Genomic DNA, 19,288 nt, shown 5'->3' on the forward strand with positions numbered 1-19,288 from the left:
AATGAACCGACGATGACATGGCGAATGTCCCTTGATGGAAGAACCGAATGGATGGTGCGGATGCTACGTGCACTGCCGTCGGCCTCGCGTCGGAGAGACGAAACGGGATATCGATGCGCGAACGTCCGGAGACGCGAACCTGGAAAACGCGGCAGGCGGACAGGCATCCAGCCGATGCCGCCACCACGCCGGTGGAACGACGGTCAGCGCGGGGAGCGCACCGCCGGAATACGCCGAGATCTCGTGGCCTGTTCATCCGGATAGAGACGCGAAAGCATCCGGGTCTCACGCCAATGGATCATCATCGACCGGGCCAATGCGCAAAAGCCCAGCATGCAAATCGCGACCGCGCCAACCACCCAGGTGTTCATCGTCGTCTCCCAAAGCTTGCCGCCAGTCTAACGACGCGCGGTGCGCAGGATTGCGAATTCCACATTCTGTTACGAACCGCCTGCGCCACGGCGAAACCGCGCCCGAATCGGAAGCTGCCCGGTGTTCGCATGGAACTCACCCGCTTCGCAACGGTTTATCGAATCACGGCGATCTTGGCTAGATTGTCGATGCGTACATCCGCCTGAAACAAGGCAGGTTCGCACCTTTTCAACTCCAGTGAGAATGCCATGTCCGTCGAAATGCCCAATGCCACCAATCCTCCGAACGTCGGGGACTGGAACAAATCCATCACGAACAACGCCAACACGTACGGAGACGACGCGCGGAAGTTCATTGACGACAACGTCAAGAAATACACCAAGCAATTCACCGAGGACATGAAGAACGCGATGACGCCGGGTGAAAACAACCCGCAGTACCAGTCTGCGCTCAAGGACTGGGAAAAGAAGAACCCGGATGCCGCCAAGCAATTCGACAAGAGCGCGAACGATCCGAAGCAGAAGAAGCAGGTCATCAATCAGCTGCAGATGGCGATCAACCGGGGCGACATCACGAAGGAACAGGCCTCTGCCCTGCTGACGAAAGGGCCCGCCGCGCACGAGTACGATTTCACGTCGAAAGGCCACAACGGCACATCGGCAGGCGCTTACGCGATCGCGAACCAGACGGGCGGCGCACTCGACGGCGATTCCTCCGATCCGAAGAAGGCCGGCCGCGAATATATCGCATCGCAGGTCTTCTCGTTCGGCGGCGCGTTCAAGAATCCGCTCAGCGTCGCGCTCGATCCGACCGAGAGTCATTCGGCCCAGAACATCATGAGCCCGTGGATCAGCCCGATGAGCATCGGCGGGCAATGGCTGGGCCAGTTCAACTGACGATGCATGGCGCTCGCGTGCAGTGCGCGCGAGCGTGTCTTCGGGGCAATCGGGCACCGTGGAACCGGCGCGTTTCAGGCCGGATCGTCACCACGCCGGCCGCGCGCCCGCAAGGGCCGACCTCTCATTCACCGTCGCGACGCGCCTCTTCGGCGATTCGGCGCTCGACGATCCGCCGGGCGCGAATCGCCCCCGCGTCGGTCGGCAGCAACACCGGCCGCCGTGCCCAGAAATCCGTTCCGGCCAACGCGGCCTGCTGTGCCTCCAGCATCGGGAGATCTTCGTCGCGAAACGGCACCATCAGCCCCGCGACCGCGTAATCGACCAGCGCGCGCGCCGCGGGGCCGAGCGCCTTCGGCAACCCGAACGCAAAGAAATAATGCGTGCTCGCGTCCGTCTCGGGCGTCAGCAGATGGGCGGAGCGCGACACGCGCCCGTGCTTCGCGCCGGTCAGGCAAACCCCGACGTCGATCGCGAGCAGCCCGGGTGGATCCCACCGTACTTCCAGATGGCGATCCGCGCGCACGCCGTCGGGCACGCCGAAGGCACGCGCCACGAATGCCGGCAGCCGTTCCGCTTGCGTTCGCCGCGACGCGCGCACGGTGTCGCCGCTCTGCTCGACGCGGCCGGGATCGCGCGCGATCGCATCGCTGCCGAGCGTGCCCGGATGCAGGTATTGGAAATGGCTGAGGTCGAGCAGGTTGTCCGCGCTCAATTGATAGTGCGCGCGCGTGGTTAGATAACCGGTGCTCACCTCGTTGTCCTCGGGATCGATGAACGAGAAGTCCGGCAACGAGGCGCCCGCGTCGGCCAGCGCCGCGTCGCCCATCCAGATCCAGACCGCGCCATGGCGTTCGATCACCGGAAAGCTGCGCACGTGCGCGGCAGCCGGAATGCGGCCGTCGCCGTGCGGATTGTGCGTGCACCGGCCCGTGCCGTCGAAGCGCAGGCCATGATAGGGGCAGCCCACCGTCCCGTCGCGGACGTCGCCCTTGTGAAGCGGCGCGAAGCGGTGCGGGCAACGGTCCGACAGTGCGCGCGCACCGTGCTGCGCGTCGCGGAACAGCATCACGGGTTCACCCAGCAGCGTGCGCCCGAGCCCCTTCCCCGTCGACAGCTCGTGACGCCATGCCGCGATATGCCAGGCATTTCGAATGAATGTCATGATTTCGGTCCTCTTGTCGTGAAGCGAAGCGCGGCGCATGCCGCCGCAAGCGTCCGCGCGCCGTCGCCGGCTCACGGTTCGAACTGCGCCGGCCCGGTACCCCATCGCGTCAGCGTCTGTCGAATCCGGCGAACATAGGCATCGCGCAGCTTCGGCGTCTCGGAGTGGTAGGCGCCGACGGCTTCCCAGGTGTTGCCATGCTTCAGCATCTGCTTCTTCAGATGCCAGGCGGCCACGTAGATGTTCACGCACTCGTCGCGCAGCGACTGCGCATCGATGCCGAAGCCGGCCAGCTCGCGCAGATGAATCGAGTTGATCTGCAGTTCCCCGATATCGATCGAGCCGTTTGCGTTGCGATGTTCGGCCGCCGGGTTGCCGTGCGATTCGACCCATGCGATCGCACGCAACACGTAGGCACTGACGCCCTGATAGTTCGCCGCCGCATCGAAGCAATCCGCGAACGCGCACGGGTTCAGGCAACAGAGCAGCACGGCGGCGACAGCCATACCGCGCGCGACGCCGCAACGGCCGCCGCGTGTCCGTCGCCGCGGCGGCTGGAAATGTCGACGAGTCATGTCGGATCCCATGGGTCGAATGGTCGGCATGGGCCGCACAACGTTCGCGCAGCCCGATCCACGCCCCGGCGGCGAGCACGGGCAAGACGCGCACCGTGCACGGCCGCCGTGCCGGATGAAAAGTACCCACGGCCATGATCGAGGTCCATCGCGCCATTGCCGCAACGTGCCGCGCGTTTCGGATCGACGCCTGTCGCTTCGCGGGCACGAAGACGCGACGTGCCCTCGGCGCGATTCGATGGCGTGCCGTTCGCGTGACACCGCGAGACTTCGTCCCGCCCGCGCGACGAGCGGCCACACGGGGTTATAACCGCGACACCGGCTCACGCCGTCCCATTCCTGTGCAGGGAGAATCACGTGGCACAAATCCATAGCCCGTCGCCTTCGACACGCGACGTCCTACCCGTCGGAGACCATGTCGGACCGGATTCCGCGGGCCATGCCGACAGCGCATCGTCGCGCCCGTCGTCGCGATCGTTGTCGTCTTCGCCGATGCTGACGGGACTTCAACGTACACGAACGGCTAGCTCCCGTTCACCGAGCTCGGTATCCGTACGCCGGTTGCAGGCAACCAGAGCGGGTTCGTCCGGCTCATCGACGCCAACCGACGACCCGCGTCCGATCGCCCAGCCGCAACCCAGGTTGGCGCACCCGTCCGAGCTCGGCGCTTTTCGTTTGTCCTCGCCCCCGGGTTCCCGCCCGACGTCGGCTCATATCGACAGCCAAGCGAAATCGGCACCGACCACGCCCGATCCGGCGGGAACGAACGAACCGACCGGGGAAACCGTAAAGCGGTACGCCCCGCCGCCTGGCCCACCCCCGCATCAGCTCCACGCAAATCCGTCGGGGCAACCGCCGCAGCAGCGCTACGATCCGCCGCCGGGACCACCGCCGCAGTGGTCCGAATCCAATGGCGCTCATCGCTACGATCCACCGCCGGGCCCGCCGCCCGGGTTTCATGCGCATTATCCGAATGCGCCATTCGAGCCCCTGCTGCAGACGACGTCTCCCCCCTCCGAGGTCGCGCCGACCCGGCGACCGGCGGATCGGCATCAGATGCTGCGGCGGGCACCGCAATTCACGAATATGGCAGGCCAGTTCGCCGACTTCATCCTGTCGACGGTCAACGCCGTCCTGCAAATCATGGTTAAGGCCGCACACAAGCTCGAGGAGCTTTCGAGGAAGTAAGCCTGCACCAGGCATCCCGGATGCGTAACGGTTCGCGCGTCGCTCCGCGGCGCCACGGCCGCCTGCCGTGCGCGTTCGCGGCGCCGAAGCGGCGTGCCAACGGTAACAGAACGTCAAAGATCGCCGAACACCCGGACCCCGGGTGCAACGATGTACTCGACAAACGACTGTCACCCGATCGCACCTCAACCGCTTATCCGACAGGAGCACGCCATGCCGTCCACTCTCTATTTCGCTATCGCATCGGCCTTGTCGTCGGCAGATACGTCGTCGGCGTTCTGTACCAAGATGTTCGCAGGCCAGTTCCTCGACGCGGCGAACATCGCCGCCAATCGCGCCGACGCGGAACGGCCCTCGGGCGCACCGGACTTCGAAGCATTGCAGGCGTATGCGGACGTCCAGCTCGTTCTGGGGCGCCATGAAGACGCGGAAGAAACCTATCGTCGCGTGCAGAAGGCGCTGAATGGCGAGCGCATCGCGATCCGGGCGGTACTGAGCCGCAATGCAGCCTGGCAGGCGCTGTTCCGGAACCGGTTCGGCACCGCATTGATGTGCTTCAAGCGCATTGCCGACGACGACGAAGCGTCGCCGGCGCAACGTCTCGAAAGCCACGTCGGCGCGACGCTCGTGCTGTTCCATCTCGGCCGCCTCGACGGCGCGCGCGCGCGCCTCGACATGATGTCGGAGCTTGCCGTCGCCGCGACAGACAAGCGTTGGCGCCGACTGGTGGATGCATTGCGCCGGGATCTGCTCGCGCAATACCACCTGCGCGCCTGCGAGCCGATCGCCGACCACATCTACTGGCACTCGGTCATCCTCGAGCCGGCGGTGAACGATGTCGGCGGCATGCCCGCGTTGTCCGACGAACAGACGCCGATGATCGCCGTGCTCGCGCAGCGCGCCGACTATCTTCAGCAGTTGCAGGCGCTCTCGCGCGGTAGCGAGGCGGTTCTGGAGCGGATCGACGTGTATCTGCGCTGGAGCGTCGGGGCCGGCCTGCACGACTACCATCGCGCGCTGCGCCTGGAAGTCGCGCTCGCCGCGCTGGCGGGCAAGGCGACCCGGATCGCCGAAACGATGCTGCGCATGTTCAACGACGCATCGATGCCCGGCAACCAGCATGCGCGCTGGTATCTCGAGTACCTCTATTGCCAATCGAAGGTTCGTCAGCAGCAGGGGCGTCTGCAGGACTATTCGCAGCTGTATGGCCGGTATGCGCTGCTCTCGATCAAGCACGTGCGCGAGGACGGTTCGCTGCTGTCGTCCGTGTCCGCCGAGCGCGCACAACCTGTCGCTGACGACATCAGCGCGCGGTTGCCGGGAAAGTATCGCCGCGCGTACCGCTACCTGATCGAATGCCTCGACCGCCCGGACCTGTCCGTGCGCGAGGTCGCCACGCACATCGGCGTCACCGAACGCGCGCTGCAACTCGCGTTCAAGGCCCATCTCGGCATCACGCCGAGCGAGCTGATTCGCCGCCGGCGGATGGAACACATTCGCGACGAACTGATGGCGGACGACACGCACGCCCCGAGCGTGCTGCAGGTGGCCAACCGCTGGGGCGTGCAACATCGCTCCACACTCCTGAACGGCTATCGGAAGATGTTCAAGGAAACGCCGTCCGAGACACTCGCCCGCTGAAGGAGGGAGCGCCGATGCCTGCCTTTTGTCCGCCGACGATCATCGAAACCGACGAATTGCGGCTACGGCCGTTCGTCGACGACGATGCCGACGCACTGTTCGAAGCGTTGCTCGGCGACCCTGTCGTGACGGAATGGCTGCCGTTTCCAACACATCGCAGCGTCGCGCAGACGCGCACGTTCATCCGGCATTGCCGCCTCGGCTGGGCCAGCAGGACGCGCTTCACCTGGGCGCTGGAGGACCGGCGCAGCGGCCGCCTCGTCGCCGCGATCGATCTCGCGCCCACGCCGCCGCGCGCCGAGATCGGCGTCGTCACGAGCCGCCGCGACGGCCATCGTCGACGGCGTGCCGGACTGGCCGCGTTGTTGCGGCTGGTCGACTGGCTGCTGGCGCAGCCGCAGCTATGCCGCATCCATGCCTATTGCGCACCCGAAGGCAACGCGGCCAGCACGATGTCCCGGCTCGGATTTACCCTCGAGGGCCGGCTGACGAACTGGGAGCCCCGCCCCAATCGCAACCTCGTCGCAGGCGACGCGCTGCTGTTCGCCATCACCCGCGGCGCGCACGATACCGCGCCGCGCATCGCGCATCGGCTTGCGTTGCGGCATGCACCGGTCCCGGCCGGTCAGGAGCGCACCGAATCATGAACATCATCCGGTATCCCGCACGCCTCACGCGCGCCATGCCCGCCAGCCCGTTCGTCGAACATCCGATCGCACATGAGAACGCTCTCGCCCATACAAGCCGATCCGTATACCGCGATCGACGACCCGGCCGCCGACGCAGCGCCGCGCGCGTCCGGATCCGCGTCCAGCCCGGCACGCGTCGGGTTCTCCGTGTGCCTGGCAGGTCTGCGGCCAAACCACCGCGAGGCTTCGTCGCCCGTTCCGCCTGCCGATGGCGCGCATATCGCGTCGGCACCGCGCTCGGGTACGGCTTCCGAACTCAGGCAGCCCGCCAAGGTCGATCGATCTCCCAATGCGATGCGCACGATCGCCGGACTGTCGAGCCGAATCGCCGAACGGGTTGGCCTGTCATCGGTGAAGCGTGCCGTGGCCGATTGCGTCGACTTCACCATGTTGCGACCGAAGATCAGGAACGGTCAGGGGAACGACGAAGCGCCGACGATCACCGTCGGCAACCGACATTTTGTCATTCGGACGATGACGCTTCGGTCTGCCGAAGGAAACACGGATCGCGTCCGGGTGATCGCCGAGCGTGCCGGCGAAACCAGTAAGTCCGGAACATTTAGCGGGTTTCATCCTGTCTCCACGGATCTCTCGCTCGATACGACGATCGAGCTCTTCACGATGTCCAACGGCGAATGGGTCGTGTCCGGCCAGGAGCCCGCCAAGGCTTCGGCCAACTGGCTCGCCGCGGACGCCTTCGACGCACTGAATCATCCGCCATCGTCATCCGGCATCGTGCGGATCGGGACACGCGAGTTCTGCCGGGCCAGGCTGATGACCGCACCCGCCATCGACGGCCCATCCGCGCCGGTCGTGATCGAGCGGGTCGTCGGCGCCAATCCGGCCGAAGATCGGCATTGCCTGCTGACCGCCGATCTGAGCGCGGGCGAGACGATTCAGCTTGCCAGCCCTGCCGTCTGCGCCGATCCGTTCGAAACGGCGATCGTCGCGCAGCTCGAACACCGATGGGGCGGCTCGACCGGCCTCGAGCCCGTGAAGGCCGCCGCGATTCACGCGTTCCGCGCCGGCATGCCCGCGCAAGAAGCGATCGCGCTCGCCGAGCAGCTCGCGTTGCATGCCCGGACCGACCTGGGCGCGGACGGCCCGGCCGGCTACGCCGCGGCCGGTGCAAGCGCCGGCTTGATACGCAGGGCCGGGTACGACCCGGCCACGGCAGCGCGCGTCGCGCAGGCCGTCGTGCGCACCGCCGAATCGATGCACTCCCCCGGCCAGGATCATGCGACGGTCCGACGACTTCGTGCGATCACGCAGGCGTACGACGACGCAACCCGGAATCTCGCGGGCATGCGTGAGACCGTCGAGGCCATCGACCGACGCGCACTGGGGCCGGACCTCACGGCCATCAACACGGCCGCTCGGGGACTGTTCATCGAAAAGACGTCGGCCGCACACATCGTCGCGGCCGCGGATGACGCAGCACAACGCGCGATCCGGTCGCTGCGAGAGGACGCGAGCCGAACCGAAGCAGCCCTCCGACAAGCGGAGGCCGCCCTCGCTCGCGCGCAGGAAAGCGTTGCAACCGTGCTGGCCGAGCAACCGCCGGAACATCGCACGTCCCGCCCGACCTGGATGCCGTTTTCGCTTGCGGGCCGGCACACGTCCGCTGCTTCGGGGGAGGACCAGGATCGTCTGCGTGTCGCGTACGAGAAGCGTCTCGTCCGGGAGCGTATCGATCTTCAGAAGGTGCAGGAAGCCTACGACAAAGTCCTGAAAAGCCATCTCAACGCCACCCGCCAGGTCTCGCTCGTCGACGACGACGACCAGCAGTGGCGGCGTCGCGACGTCATCCTGCGGGCCCTGACCGATGCGCGCAACGCCGCGCCGACCCGGCAGGGCGCCGCCATGATCGCGGCGCAAGCGGCATGCGAGACGTTCCGCGCGGACGGCAATCAGGCCATGGCCCGCCACTCGGCCACGACCGCGCATCTTGCCGCGCTGGCCGGCGCCAGCGATCAGGATTCACTGGTTGCAGCGCATCTGCTGACGGACGGTTGGGGTACCGAACCCGGCGAACCGGCCATCACCCGGGCACGACAGCTCGCCTATGCGCAAGTTGCGAGCGCGGGCATCCCCGCCGCCGGCACACGATCTGCCTGGACACTGGCGGCGAGCGCCGCCGCTGCCTTCCTGGATGAGCATGCCGCCGATGTCGGCACGGCAGCCTTGCTGACGGGCAACGGCGTCACGCAAGTCAAGCCGCTTCCGTCGGCCGATCCGTCCCGCAACGCAGCGCTCTACCGCGTGATCGAGGCGCCCTCGACGCGACCCGCACCTTCTGCCGGACTGCCTGCATTCCCTGCGCACTACGAGGCTGTCAAGACGACACACGCTCCGGACCAGGCGACGGCCGTCGACGAATGGAAGCACGCCAGGATCAAGGAAATCCGCGATTTGGGGTTGCACTCGGCATCCGGAACGGGCGCCACCACCTACATCATCGAGGTGGCCGGGAAACAAGGAGACTACTGGACGAACTTCGAATGGTCTTCCAATACCAACCAGCTCTACGGCGAGGTCACGATCAAACCGCACGGCGCGTCCGCCGACGACACCGCGGCACGCGCGAAGGCCGTTGTCGCGTACAACGGCGTGACCGGCAAATGGCAGTCGTTCGAGCAACGGTCGATCGACCTCAAGGCGACCACGGCCGCGGCCCTCAGCGAGATCGAGAAAATGGTCGAATCCCGCGACAATGAGCTGACCATGACCCGGCTGCCCTACAGCGGGAAAGGCAGCGGTTACATGCAGAACGTGGTGCCGCAATTCGAACACATGGCGGAAGAATACATTCGCCTGTTCGTTCAGGGGCGTCACAGCAAACCGCTGTTTGTCCGCAACATGGCGGATCTCCACATCCGCATCGCGAACGCGGTGGAAAGCGATCGCAGCCGGAAGAAGGCGATCATCCGGCATCAGATCGACTCCGCCGTGCGGATCGCGTCGGTACTCGTGGGAACGGGCCTGGGCGCCGCGCGCGTCGCCGGCGCGTTCTAGCGGTCGGCCGGCCGAAGCGCCCGACGCGTGCCGGCCCTGGCCGGCCGGAACGCTCCCGCTTCCGTCAATGCCGCCCGTCAGACGTCGCCAGCGCCCGAATCTGCTCGCCGATGTGCACGAGCGCCACCTGATCGCGCACCTCGCCGATGAACGTGCCGATCAGCAGCGCGATCGCGAGCACCGCGAGCCCGCCCTTGACCGGCTGCGCGAGCGACACGAGATCGAGCTTCTGCGCGGTCTTGCTGACGAGATTGAGGCCCACGTCGACGAGCAGCAACAGCAGCAACGCCGGCGCCGCGACCTTCGCGACCGTTTCCATCAGCGAATCCGTCTGCTGCATCACGAACAGCTGCACCAGCGCGGCGGGCACGGGCGTCATGCTGTCGAGCGGCCACAGCCGGTACGACTCGAACAGCGCGCCGAGCAGCAAGGTCATCCCGCCGAGCGTCCAGAACGCGACGGACGCGCACTGGCTCATCAGCGTCGCCATCAACGAGCTTTGCTGTCCCTGGCTCGGGTTCGACATCTGCACGTTGTTGTAGCCGGTCAGGTCGTCGATGTAGGTGCCGACCGATTCCGCGACCCAGAACACGGGCGATGCGACGAACGCCATCACGAGCCCGATCAGCGCTTCCTTCGCGCCGAGCAGCACGAGATGCCAGCCGCTCAGCGCGGGCATCAGCGCCTGCTGGCCGAAGGCGATGTACGCGCCCCAGAGCATCACGATCGCATTGCGTGTGGTCCCTTGCAGAACCTGGTCGGACGTCGGCGGAAAGACGATCATGATGACCAGCAGGCGGACGCCGCACAGCCCGACCAGCGTGAAGAACTGCATCAGCACGCCGCCGAACTGCGGAATGCCGCTCTCGAATACGTTCATCGCGATCTCCGGGTGGGCGCATCGGGTTGCGCGCGGCGCCGCGCCAGCATGCGCGCCACCACGCCCTCTTCGGTTTCTTCGTCCGCCATGTCGTCCAGGTACAGCTGGGCTTGTGCCTGCAGCGCGGCAAGACGTTTCCTGCACAGTGCGATGCGGGCGTCGTTCCGGACGATCTCGCCGCGCGTTCGCGCGATCTCGTCGTCGATTCCCGCAATCTCGTCGTGCAACGCGTTCAGTACCGTCCGCATCGAATCAAGCTCCGCGGCATGACGCGAACGCTGCGCCTGCCATCCGAGCAAGTCGTCGATGCGCACGGGCCGGCCGCCGCCGACCAGGCCCTCGATCCGTTCGTCCTGACGCGCCAGTTCGCCGCGCGCGCGCGCCATGGCATCTTGATGCTCGTCCAGGCGCGCCCGGGCGTCGTCGAGCAGGTCGATCCGTTCGCCCAGTGTTTCGCGCAGGCTCGCGTCGACGCGCTCGAGACGCCGCACCACGACGCGAAAGGCCCTGCTGCTCCGATCCTGCATGGTCCGTGCTCCCTTCGATTGCCGGCCGTCGGCCGCATCAGTCCAGATACAGTGTCCGGAGCGCCGCCAGCGTGTCCGCCTGGCGACTCGGTTCGTCGGTCCGCTGGCACAGGAACGCGTGGATCGCATCGCGCTTGCGCACGGCCTCGTCGGCCAGCGGATCGCCGCCTTCGCGATACTCGCCGAGTTGCAGCAGCGTTTCGATGTCCCGGTATTTCGCCATCAGGCTGCGCACGTGCCCCGCCGCCTCGCGATGCGCCGGCTCGGTCACCTGCGGCATCACGCGCGACAGGCTGGCACCGACGTCGATCGCCGGATACTGGTTGCGCGCGGCGATGTCCCGCGACAGCACCATGTGTCCATCCAGAATGCCGCGCACCTCCTCGGCGATCGGGTCGCTGGCCGATTCGTCTTCGGCCAGCACCGTGTAAAGCGCCGTGATCGAGCCGCGCTCCGACAGGCCCGCGCGCTCCAGCAGACGCGGCAATTCGGCGAAGATCGACGGCGGGAAGCCGCGACGTGCCGGCGGTTCGCCGGCGGCCAGGCCGATCTCGCGCTGCGCGCGTGCGAACCGGGTCAGCGAGTCCATCATCAGCAGCACGCGCTTGCCCGCGTCGCGGAAATGCTCCGCTATCGCAGTGGCCGCGTAGGCGGCCTTGACGCGTTCTATCGACGATCGGTCCGACGTCGCGCAGACGACGATCGAACGGGCCATGCCGGCCGTGCCGAGAATCTGCTCGACGAACTCGCGCACCTCGCGCCCGCGCTCGCCGATCAATGCGATCACGTTCACGTCGCAGTCGGTGCCGCGCGCGAACATCCCCATCAGCGTGCTCTTGCCGACGCCGGCCGGCGCGAAAATGCCCATGCGCTGCCCTTCCCCGAGCGTCATCATGCCGTCGACCGCGCGCACGCCGGTGGCAAGCGGACGCTCGATCAGCGGCCGGCTCATCGCATTGGGCGGGGGCGCGTAGATCGGCCGGAACGCCTTCGCATCGATCGGCCCGCGGTGATCGAGCGGCGCCCCGAGGCTGTCGATCACGCGACCGAGCAGCGCGTCGCCCACCGGCACCTCGAGCGGGCGGCGCAGCGCGACGACCCGCGTCTCGCGCGACAGGTCCGCAAGCTGCCCGAACGGCGACAGCAGCACCGTATCGCGTGCGAAGCCCACCACTTCCGCAAGCTGCATCAACGTGCCGCGCGGGGTCCGCAACTCGCACAGCTCGCCGAGCCGCACGTCGATGCCGCCGACCCGGATCAGCGTGCCGATCGCCTCGAGCACCTTGCCGCTCGGCCGCGCCGCGCCCTGGCCCAGTTCCTGCGCGAGCGAATCGGCGAACGTATGCAGCCGCGCGCATTCGGCGGCGTCTTGCGCGAACGCCGCGTACGCGCCGTCCGGCTTCATGCGAACTCCCGTTCGGTATCTGGCTGCAGTTCGCGCAGGTCGAACGACGAATCGTCGCGCATCCGGTCGCCGGCAACGACGTCGGACCCGGCCTCGGCATCGGCATCGGTATGCTCCGCGGCGGCGGCCTCGTGCGGCCGGTCGCCGGCGTCCTCCGTGCGCTGCAACGCGCGCGTCACCGCGAGACGCACCGCATCGATCTGCGCGCCGAGGCTCGCGTCGATCAGGCCGATGTCGGTTTCGCATACGCAGGCGCCGGGCGTCAGCGCGCGATCGGCGATCACGGTGATGGGCACGGGCCGGCCGCGCTCTTGCCATCCGGCCGCCGCCCGTTCGAATGCGGCGGCCGCGAGCGCGTGCTGGTCCGGATGGACGCGCACGCGCAAGTGGCAGCTTGCGTCGACGATGCGATCGACGGAGTCGGCCGCACGCGCGAAGAGCGCCTCCGGCCGCTCGCTCGCGACGATATTCTCGACGGCCAGTACGACGATGTCAGCCATGCGACGGCGCAGCGACATCTCGAGATCGCGCCGCCGCGCGAGCGATTCGGCCGTCTCCCGGTACCAGTGCGCGAGCGCGTCCTGACGACCGGCTTCATAACCGCGCCGCTGGCCGGTATCGAATTCGTCCTGCGCGCCGGCGCGGATCGTGTCCGCCTCGGCCCGCGCCGCCGCGACGATCCGCGCGGCCTCGTCACGCGCGATCGCCAGCACGTCGCGCCGCCGGTCGCGCAGCATGGCATGACCGTCGTCGAGCTCGACCAGCTGCGCGAATGCTTCGCGCCGCACGATGTCGCCGTCCAGGCCGACCGCCTGCAGCGCCGGCTCGGCAGCGCCTTCGTCATGTGCATTTCTCAACCAGATGACCATGTCTGCTCCTGATAGAAGTCCGGAAGGCGGGCAACAACCTGCATCGCGTCGTCGCGGTTCCCGGCTGCGTCGCATGCGCTCAGCCAGGCCGGCGGCTGCGCATCCCTGCGCCACGCAAAGCGCAGCAACGCAAGCGGCGACGATGCATCGCACAAGCCGGCGTGCGCGAACAGGCTGAACCCTTCCCACGCCAGCATCGGCATGTCGAGCGCGTCGAGCGGCACCATGCCGTGATCGCGCATCAGTCGATCGATGACGGGCGGATTGCCGACTTCGATCAACCATCGCAATGCGGCGAACCCGCCGCGCCCAAGCCAGCCGGCGATCTGCTCGCGGCTGTCCCGATCGACCCAGTAGCGCAATTCCGCGCGGCGAAAATGCAACGCGCGCAAGCACATCGCGCACAGCGCGTCCTCGATCGGCAACGCCGCGATCGCGGCGGTCTCGCAGCGAAACGCAGCGAGCGGTGGCGGCGGGCACCCGGCCGCCGCGAGCCATGCATGCGCGATCCGTGACGTGTGCGGACTCGATACGCCGCTGGCGTCGCCCAGCACCGCCAGCGCATCGTGCAGCCAGCCCTGGTCCATCCAGGCAAACACAGTGTCGCGATTGCGCTCGTAACCAGTCAGCCGCGCCGCGAGCGTCGCCGCGACGCTGCCGTAACGTTCGATGTCGCGCATGGTCTGATCCCGCGGGGAAAGTGGCATGGCGCCCGCCGCATCAACGCGACGTCCTGCCCGGCATGGCTTGCCTGAGCAGCGCGCCGATCGCGGAGAGCGGCCCCGCCTTCGCAGGCGCCTCGCGGCCCGCGTCGGTCGCGCCGGTCGCGCCCTGCCCGGCCTCGGCAGCCGACCCGCTGCGCCGCTTCGTCACGACGAGCACCGCCCCGCCCGTCACGAACAGGCCTGCGGCGAGCGCGATCACCGCCAGGTTGCCCGACGTCTTGTCGACGGCGACCGCCTCCATCGGATCGGCGGGCACCGACGTGACGCTCACCTGCTCGTATGACAATCCCTCGACGCTGTGCACGACCAGGTTCTTGATCTGCGGCGTGAGCGTCGCGAGGTTGGCGTCCGGCCGATACTTGATGAAGACCGACGCGGACGACGGCTTGACCTTGCTCGACAGCGGATCGTTGTCCGGCAGCACGATATGCACGCGCGCGATCACGACGCCATCGATCCGCGACAGCGTGTCGGACAACTCCTGCGACACCCCGTAAATGAATCGCACGCGCTCCTCGATCGGTGTCGACACGAGGCCGTCCTTCTTGAACAGCGCGCCGAGATCGTCGTAACGCCGCGACGGCAGGCCATGCTCGCGCAGCACGTCCATCGCGTGCACGATGTCGCTCTCTTCCACCTTTGCGCTCCAGGTCTTGCCGCCGTCCGAGCTCACCTTGCGCGCCCCGATTCCGGCCTGCATGAGCGTCGCGACGATCTCGTTGCAATCGCGTTCGGAAAGATTGCCGTACAACTCCTTCTCGCATCCGGCAAGTGACATCGACAGGACCAGCATCGCGCACAGCGCGGCGCCACGCATCGACCGGCGTTTCGGTTCGGCACCCAGGTTCATGTCATTGATTCTTCATCAAGGTTTCGATCGCGTCCTTCGAGGACGTGACCACACTCATCTTCATCTGCATGTCGACCTGCAGGCTCGCGGCCTCGATCTGCAGCTGGATCGCCGATGCCGTCAGTTCCCCGGGCGACATCGCATCGACGTTGTGGATCATGTACAGCATGTCGTTCGACACGTACTGGAACGCCGCGTCCTCGCCGCGCACGAGTTCCGAGATCATCGTGCCGGCGCTGTCGCCGGTGCCCGACGACGGCCCCATCACGCCCCGCTGCATCATCGCCTCGAAGCTGTCTGCAACATGCGCCGGAACCGGCGCAACGTGAACGTCCGGCTGCTGCGCGACCGAAGTCGGTTGCATCCGCATCATGTCGATCGACAACGACGATAAAGCCTGATTCATCGCATTCTCCCGTCCGGTTCATCAAAGACGCAGATACTGGCCGTCGAACATCGGCGGCTCGCTCCGGGCCGTATCGGTTGCGCCGTTTCCCGCGTCACCCGCCACCGATTCCGCGCGCAGCTGCTTCAGCGATTCGGGTTCGACGAATTCGCCGGTGGCGAGCGCGTGCTCGCCCGCCAGCTCGACATCGTTGCGTGCCATGACCGCGTGGACGAGCATGCGCGCTTGCGGCGTCACGCCGTCGTCGTCGAGCAGCTGGTTCGCGACGATGCGCCAGTCGTCGTCGCCGCTCGAACTGAGGCAGTAGATCAGCATCGCCTTGCTGCCGGGCAAACCCACCGACTGGTCGACGAGCGCGCGGAAGATATCGGCCGCCTCCCGCCAGTTGCCGCGCACGACGTGCACGAAGCCATCGAACAGGTGGAGTTCCGGCAGATTCGGGCGCATCACGTGCAGCGCCTCGAGCAGATGCTCGACGTCGTCGACGTCGACGCGCGTGGTCGGGAACTGGTCGACGACCGACATCCTGACGATCTCGACGAGCGCACCGAACAGCTCGTGCGTGCATGTCTGGTATTCATGTATCTGGTTCATGTTGGTGTTCCGGTGAGTGAGCGGTCTGGATCGCGGCCGCGGCCGATGGAGACAAAAGTAGCAAACGTGTCGGGGCGTGCCCGGTGCCCGAGGCGAAGTGATCGGAGCGCATGCGAAGCGGGGTGTCGCCGGCATGCATGCCGGCGCTGCTGCCGCGCGTGCGCGGATGAAGCCGCGCATGCCTCGTCGCGTCATGCATTCGGCGCCCCGCTTCGCGGCAGCCGGCGCGGCTTCGCTTTCGCGGGTCGCTCACCGCGCGGCGGCGACTATCGTGCGTGCCATTGCCTGAACGGGCAGCACGAATCCGAGCGACGATGAGCAACAAGACGGAAAAGCCGACCGCCAAGCGCCTGAAAGACGCGCGCGCCAAGGGGACGGTGTCGAAAAGCACCGATCTGGTCGGCGCCGCGTTGCTGCTGGCCATGCTCGTCGCGTTTCACACCGCGGGCTTCTGGCTGTTCGATTCGCTGCGCGAGGCCATTCACGCGGCGCTCGACTTCACCGCGACCGATCGCTCGCCGCAAGCGCTCGACTCCACGCTGTTTCACGTGTTCGGCCTCTGCGTGTCGATCTGCGTACCGCTTGCCGCGCTCGGCATGCTGGCCACCGCGCTGGCTTCCGCGATGCAGGTGGGTCTCAAGGTGTCGCTGGAGCCGGTGATGCCGAAGCTCGATTCGATCAGCCCGGCGGCCGGCATCAAGCGGATCTTCTCGAAGCGTTCGCTGATCGACCTGATGAAGATGACGCTCAAGGCCGTCGTGCTCGTCGCGATTCTGTGGAAGACCATCGCCGGCCTCCTGCCGCTCGCCGCCGCGGCCTTCTACGAGCCGCTCTACCGGCTGTCGGCCGTGTTGTGGTCGGCGCTCCTGACCGTGCTGTCGGTCGCGTGCGTGACCTATCTCGTGATCGGTATCGCGGACTGGAAGCTTCAGCACATCCTGTTCCTGCTCTCGCAGCGCATGACCAAGGACGAGGTCAAGCGCGAGCACAAGAACCAGGACGGCGATCCGAAGATCAAGCACGAGCGCCGCAAGCTCGCGAAGCAGATGATCAACGGCGACCCGCGCCCGGCCGCCGTCGCGAGCGCGAACGTGATGGTCGTCAATCCGACCCACTATGCGGTCGCGCTGCGTTACGCGCCCGCCGAACATCCGCTGCCCGTCATCGTCGCGAGCGGCGTCGACGCCGAGGCCGGCGAACTGCGCCGGCTCGCCAGCATGTACGGCGTGCCGATCGTCGCGAATCCGCCGCTCGCGCGCACGCTGCATCGCGTCGGCGTGAATCACGCGATTCCCGAGGAGCTGTTCGAGGTGGTCGCGGCCATTCTTCGCTGGATCGGCTCCGTGGGCGCCACGCACCCGCCGGATGCCGGCACATCGTCCGGCACCCGTTCCTGATCCTGCCACGGAGGTCCTTCATGCTGAAGTCGCTCAAACTTCCCGCCAGCGGCGAAATCGGCATCGCCGCGCTGATCGTCGCGATCATCTCGCTGATGATCCTGCCGCTGCCCCCCGACATCATCGACGTGCTGCTCTCCATCAACATCTGCCTGAGCGTGACGCTGTTGATGGTGACGATGTACGTGCCGACCATCACGTCGCTCTCGTCGTTTCCGTCGGCGTTGCTGTTCACGACGCTGTTCCGGCTGTCGCTCAACATCGCGTCGACCAAGTCGATCCTGCTGCATGCCGACGCCGGGCACATCATCGACAGCTTCGGCGAACTGGTCGTCGGCGGCAACCTCATCGTGGGGCTGGTCGTGTTCGTGATCATCACGACGGTTCAGTTCATCGTCATCGCGAAGGGCTCCGAGCGCGTGGCCGAAGTCGGGGCGCGCTTCACGCTCGACGCGTTGCCCGGCAAACAGATGAGCATCGACGCGGATCTGCGGGCGAACCTGCTGACGCCCGAGGAGGCGCGCCGCAAACGCGCGCGACTCGCGGTCGAAAGCCAGCTCTACGGCGGCATGGATGGCGCGATGAAGTTCGTGAAGGGCGACGCGATCGCGGGCCTCATCATCACGCTCGTCAACATGGTCGCCGGCATCGCGGTGGGCGTGGCCTATCACTCGATGACCGCCGCCGACGCCGCCAACCGCTTTTCGATCCTGTCCGTCGGCGATGCGATGGTGTCGCAGATCGCATCGCTGCTGATCTCGGTCGCGGCCGGCATCATGATCACGCGGGTGTCCGACGAAACCTCGGAGGGCGGCGGCCGCTCGCTCGGCGACGAACTGATTCGCCAGATGGCCGGCAACGCCCATGCGATGTGGTTCGCCAGCGTGCTCCTGCTCGGCTTCGCGGCGGTGCCCGGATTCCCGTGGGCGCTCTTCCTGCTGCTGTCGGCCATCCTCGCGTTCAGCGGTTACCGGATCCATCGCAACGGCGCGCACCACGAACAGAAGGGCGAGAAAGTCGCCGCGCTGCAGCGCGCGGGAGCAAAAGGCGATGCGCCGACCATTCTGACGCGCGCCCCCCAATTCGCAAGCGCGATCGGCGTGCGGCTCGCGCCCGACCTGGTCGCCCAGTTGTCGCCGGCCGCACTCAACCTCGCATTCGAAGCGCGGCGCGCGCGCCTGCAGGAGGAAATCGGCCTGCCGTTCCCCGGCATCACGATGTGGACCAGCGACGCGCTTGCCTCGCATGCGTATGAAATCCTGTTGCAGGACGTGCCCTACGCTCGCGTGCAGATGCCGGCCGGCAAGGTCATGCTCGCGCAGGCGCCCGCGGATCCCGCGCTCGCGTCGCGCTGCGAAACGGCGGGGCCGGCCGGCGGGCGAGCGGAAAGCCACTGGATCGCCGAACGCGACGTGCCGTCGAACACGGCGATCTGGCGCACCGAGGAAATCGTGGCCAACGAGACCATCGATTTGCTGCGCACGCACGCGCATCTCTTCGTCGGCATCCAGGAAACCCAATGGGTGCTGGACCAGCTCGGCGTCGACTATCCGGGCCTCGTCGCCGAAGTCCAGAAGGCGCTGCCGCTGCAACGCATCGCCGACGTCCTGCGCCGCCTGCTCGAAGAGCAGCTGTCGATCCGCAACGCGCGCGGCATCATGGAAAGCCTGGTCGTGTGGGGACCGAAGGAAAAGGACATGCTGATGCTGGTCGAATACGTCCGCGGCGACCTCTCCCGCTACATCGCGTACCGCGCGAGTCGCGGCGCGCCGGCGCTCGACGCGGTGCTGTTCGGCAACGACGTCGAACAGTTCATCCGCCAGTCGATCAAGCAGACGCCGACCGGGAACTTCCTCGCGCTCTCGCCCGACCAGGTCCAGCAGCTCTGCACGCGCATCGCCGAATACGCGGGCGAGCTGCCACGCGACGGCATCGCGCTCGTCACGTCGATGGACATCCGCCGCTACGTGCGCCGCATGATCAGCACACGCCTCGCGTGGCTGCCGGTCTACTCCTATCAGGAACTGGCCGAACACATCGAACTGCGCCCGCTCGGACGGGTCACGCTGTGACGGAGGCGCGGTGACCCATCCG

At 67.0% G+C, this 19,288-nt stretch carries 18 protein-coding genes; 7 read left to right on the forward strand and 11 right to left on the reverse strand.

What is annotated here, in order from left to right; translation table 11 throughout:
* Positions 1 to 203: 203 nt before the first annotated feature.
* A complete protein-coding gene (locus DIE21_RS37285; RefSeq protein WP_185642806.1) occupies positions 204 to 371 on the reverse strand; it encodes a hypothetical protein in 168 nt (55 codons plus the stop codon).
* Between the two features lie 249 nt (positions 372 to 620).
* Here DIE21_RS37285 and DIE21_RS19745 point away from each other — a divergent pair, with 249 nt between their 5' ends.
* Positions 621 to 1,268 (forward strand): hypothetical protein, encoded by a 648-nt coding sequence (locus DIE21_RS19745; RefSeq protein ID WP_124499298.1) that lies wholly within the window; start codon positions 621 to 623, stop codon positions 1,266 to 1,268.
* Between the two features lie 124 nt (positions 1,269 to 1,392).
* On the opposite strand, the gene DIE21_RS19750 is transcribed toward DIE21_RS19745, so the two are convergent.
* Together DIE21_RS19750 and DIE21_RS19755 are read right to left on the reverse strand one after the other, a co-directional pair.
* Positions 1,393 to 2,433: an aromatic ring-hydroxylating dioxygenase subunit alpha gene (locus DIE21_RS19750; RefSeq protein ID WP_124499299.1), complete on the reverse strand. Its 1,041-nt coding sequence runs from the start codon at positions 2,431 to 2,433 to the stop codon at positions 1,393 to 1,395.
* A 71-nt stretch (positions 2,434 to 2,504) separates the two neighbouring features.
* On the reverse strand, positions 2,505 to 2,939 hold the full coding sequence (locus DIE21_RS19755) for a lytic transglycosylase domain-containing protein (RefSeq protein WP_260432524.1): 435 nt from the start codon (positions 2,937 to 2,939) through the stop codon (positions 2,505 to 2,507).
* 711 nt (positions 2,940 to 3,650) lie between these two features.
* On the opposite strand from DIE21_RS19755, the gene DIE21_RS19760 reads away from it, so the two are divergent.
* The 4 genes from DIE21_RS19760 (at position 3,651) to DIE21_RS19775 (ending at position 9,541) form a co-directional block, all read left to right on the forward strand.
* The gene (locus DIE21_RS19760; RefSeq protein WP_124499301.1) at positions 3,651 to 4,196 is read left to right on the forward strand and encodes a hypothetical protein; all 546 of its coding nucleotides are present in this window, start codon (positions 3,651 to 3,653) and stop codon (positions 4,194 to 4,196) included.
* A gap of 213 nt (positions 4,197 to 4,409) precedes the next feature.
* Entirely contained in the window at positions 4,410 to 5,837 is a 1,428-nt protein-coding gene (locus DIE21_RS19765) for a helix-turn-helix transcriptional regulator (RefSeq protein WP_124499302.1), read from the forward strand.
* Between the two features lie 14 nt (positions 5,838 to 5,851).
* Complete coding sequence (locus DIE21_RS19770) at positions 5,852 to 6,484, forward strand: GNAT family N-acetyltransferase (protein WP_124499303.1); 633 nt, start codon at positions 5,852 to 5,854, stop codon at positions 6,482 to 6,484.
* A gap of 72 nt (positions 6,485 to 6,556) precedes the next feature.
* On the forward strand, positions 6,557 to 9,541 hold the full coding sequence (locus tag DIE21_RS19775) for a hypothetical protein (RefSeq protein WP_124499304.1): 2,985 nt from the start codon (positions 6,557 to 6,559) through the stop codon (positions 9,539 to 9,541).
* Between the two features lie 64 nt (positions 9,542 to 9,605).
* Here DIE21_RS19775 and sctT read toward each other — a convergent pair whose 3' ends face one another.
* From sctT to DIE21_RS19815, 8 genes are read right to left on the reverse strand one after another with little or no spacing between them, the layout of a single operon-like run.
* Positions 9,606 to 10,421: a type III secretion system export apparatus subunit SctT gene (gene sctT, locus DIE21_RS19780; protein ID WP_124499305.1), complete on the reverse strand. Its 816-nt coding sequence runs from the start codon at positions 10,419 to 10,421 to the stop codon at positions 9,606 to 9,608.
* Positions 10,418 to 10,948 (reverse strand): hypothetical protein, encoded by a 531-nt coding sequence (locus DIE21_RS19785; RefSeq protein WP_185642807.1) that lies wholly within the window; start codon positions 10,946 to 10,948, stop codon positions 10,418 to 10,420. The genes sctT and DIE21_RS19785 overlap by 4 nt, the downstream gene beginning before the upstream one ends.
* A 37-nt stretch (positions 10,949 to 10,985) precedes the next feature.
* On the reverse strand, positions 10,986 to 12,353 hold the full coding sequence (gene sctN / locus DIE21_RS19790; RefSeq protein ID WP_124499307.1) for a type III secretion system ATPase SctN: 1,368 nt from the start codon (positions 12,351 to 12,353) through the stop codon (positions 10,986 to 10,988).
* Positions 12,350 to 13,297, reverse strand: a complete 948-nt coding sequence (sctL, locus tag DIE21_RS19795; protein ID WP_124499308.1) for a type III secretion system stator protein SctL — start codon at positions 13,295 to 13,297, stop codon at positions 12,350 to 12,352. Before sctL ends, sctN begins: the two co-directional genes overlap by 4 nt.
* A complete protein-coding gene (locus DIE21_RS19800; RefSeq protein WP_185642808.1) occupies positions 13,207 to 13,902 on the reverse strand; it encodes a type III secretion protein HrpB4 in 696 nt (231 codons plus the stop codon). The genes sctL and DIE21_RS19800 overlap by 91 nt, the downstream gene beginning before the upstream one ends.
* Positions 13,903 to 13,942: 40 nt before the next feature.
* Positions 13,943 to 14,797: a type III secretion system inner membrane ring lipoprotein SctJ gene (gene sctJ / locus DIE21_RS19805; RefSeq protein ID WP_124499310.1), complete on the reverse strand. Its 855-nt coding sequence runs from the start codon at positions 14,795 to 14,797 to the stop codon at positions 13,943 to 13,945.
* 1 nt (position 14,798) lies between these two features.
* The gene (locus DIE21_RS19810) at positions 14,799 to 15,203 is read right to left on the reverse strand and encodes a type III secretion protein HrpB2 (RefSeq protein ID WP_124499311.1); all 405 of its coding nucleotides are present in this window, start codon (positions 15,201 to 15,203) and stop codon (positions 14,799 to 14,801) included.
* 21 nt (positions 15,204 to 15,224) lie between these two features.
* Positions 15,225 to 15,797: an HrpB1 family type III secretion system apparatus protein gene (locus tag DIE21_RS19815; protein WP_185642809.1), complete on the reverse strand. Its 573-nt coding sequence runs from the start codon at positions 15,795 to 15,797 to the stop codon at positions 15,225 to 15,227.
* A 314-nt stretch (positions 15,798 to 16,111) separates the two neighbouring features.
* Here DIE21_RS19815 and sctU point away from each other — a divergent pair, with 314 nt between their 5' ends.
* A complete protein-coding gene (sctU, locus tag DIE21_RS19820) occupies positions 16,112 to 17,194 on the forward strand; it encodes a type III secretion system export apparatus subunit SctU (protein ID WP_124499313.1) in 1,083 nt (360 codons plus the stop codon).
* A 20-nt stretch (positions 17,195 to 17,214) separates the two neighbouring features.
* Positions 17,215 to 19,266: a type III secretion system export apparatus subunit SctV gene (gene sctV / locus DIE21_RS19825; protein ID WP_124499314.1), complete on the forward strand. Its 2,052-nt coding sequence runs from the start codon at positions 17,215 to 17,217 to the stop codon at positions 19,264 to 19,266.
* The last annotated feature ends 22 nt before the right edge of the window (positions 19,267 to 19,288 follow it).

Source organism: Burkholderia sp. Bp9140 (assembly GCF_003853425.1).
Taxonomy (GTDB): Bacteria; Pseudomonadota; Gammaproteobacteria; order Burkholderiales; family Burkholderiaceae; genus Burkholderia.

Bases quoted from the DNA above. Each gene is read 5' to 3' on its own strand.
- DIE21_RS19765 (WP_124499302.1), top strand. From the start codon at position 4,410: ATGCCGTCCACTCTCTATTTCGCTATCGCATCGGCCTTGTCGTCGGCA.
- sctU (WP_124499313.1), top strand. From the start codon at position 16,112: ATGAGCAACAAGACGGAAAAGCCGACCGCCAAGCGCCTGAAAGACGCG.
- sctV (WP_124499314.1), top strand. From the start codon at position 17,215: ATGCTGAAGTCGCTCAAACTTCCCGCCAGCGGCGAAATCGGCATCGCC.
- DIE21_RS19815 (WP_185642809.1), bottom strand. From the start codon at position 15,797: ATGAACCAGATACATGAATACCAGACATGCACGCACGAGCTGTTCGGT.
- DIE21_RS19775 (WP_124499304.1), top strand. From the start codon at position 6,557: ATGAGAACGCTCTCGCCCATACAAGCCGATCCGTATACCGCGATCGAC.
- sctJ (WP_124499310.1), bottom strand. From the start codon at position 14,797: ATGAACCTGGGTGCCGAACCGAAACGCCGGTCGATGCGTGGCGCCGCG.
- DIE21_RS19770 (WP_124499303.1), top strand. From the start codon at position 5,852: ATGCCTGCCTTTTGTCCGCCGACGATCATCGAAACCGACGAATTGCGG.
- DIE21_RS19785 (WP_185642807.1), bottom strand. From the start codon at position 10,948: ATGCAGGATCGGAGCAGCAGGGCCTTTCGCGTCGTGGTGCGGCGTCTC.
- DIE21_RS19755 (WP_260432524.1), bottom strand. From the start codon at position 2,939: ATGGCTGTCGCCGCCGTGCTGCTCTGTTGCCTGAACCCGTGCGCGTTC.
- sctN (WP_124499307.1), bottom strand. From the start codon at position 12,353: ATGAAGCCGGACGGCGCGTACGCGGCGTTCGCGCAAGACGCCGCCGAA.
- sctT (WP_124499305.1), bottom strand. From the start codon at position 10,421: ATGAACGTATTCGAGAGCGGCATTCCGCAGTTCGGCGGCGTGCTGATG.
- DIE21_RS19800 (WP_185642808.1), bottom strand. From the start codon at position 13,902: ATGCGCGACATCGAACGTTACGGCAGCGTCGCGGCGACGCTCGCGGCG.
- DIE21_RS19750 (WP_124499299.1), bottom strand. From the start codon at position 2,433: ATGACATTCATTCGAAATGCCTGGCATATCGCGGCATGGCGTCACGAG.
- DIE21_RS19810 (WP_124499311.1), bottom strand. From the start codon at position 15,203: ATGAATCAGGCTTTATCGTCGTTGTCGATCGACATGATGCGGATGCAA.
- sctL (WP_124499308.1), bottom strand. From the start codon at position 13,297: ATGCGACGCAGCCGGGAACCGCGACGACGCGATGCAGGTTGTTGCCCG.
- DIE21_RS37285 (WP_185642806.1), bottom strand. From the start codon at position 371: ATGAACACCTGGGTGGTTGGCGCGGTCGCGATTTGCATGCTGGGCTTT.
- DIE21_RS19745 (WP_124499298.1), top strand. From the start codon at position 621: ATGTCCGTCGAAATGCCCAATGCCACCAATCCTCCGAACGTCGGGGAC.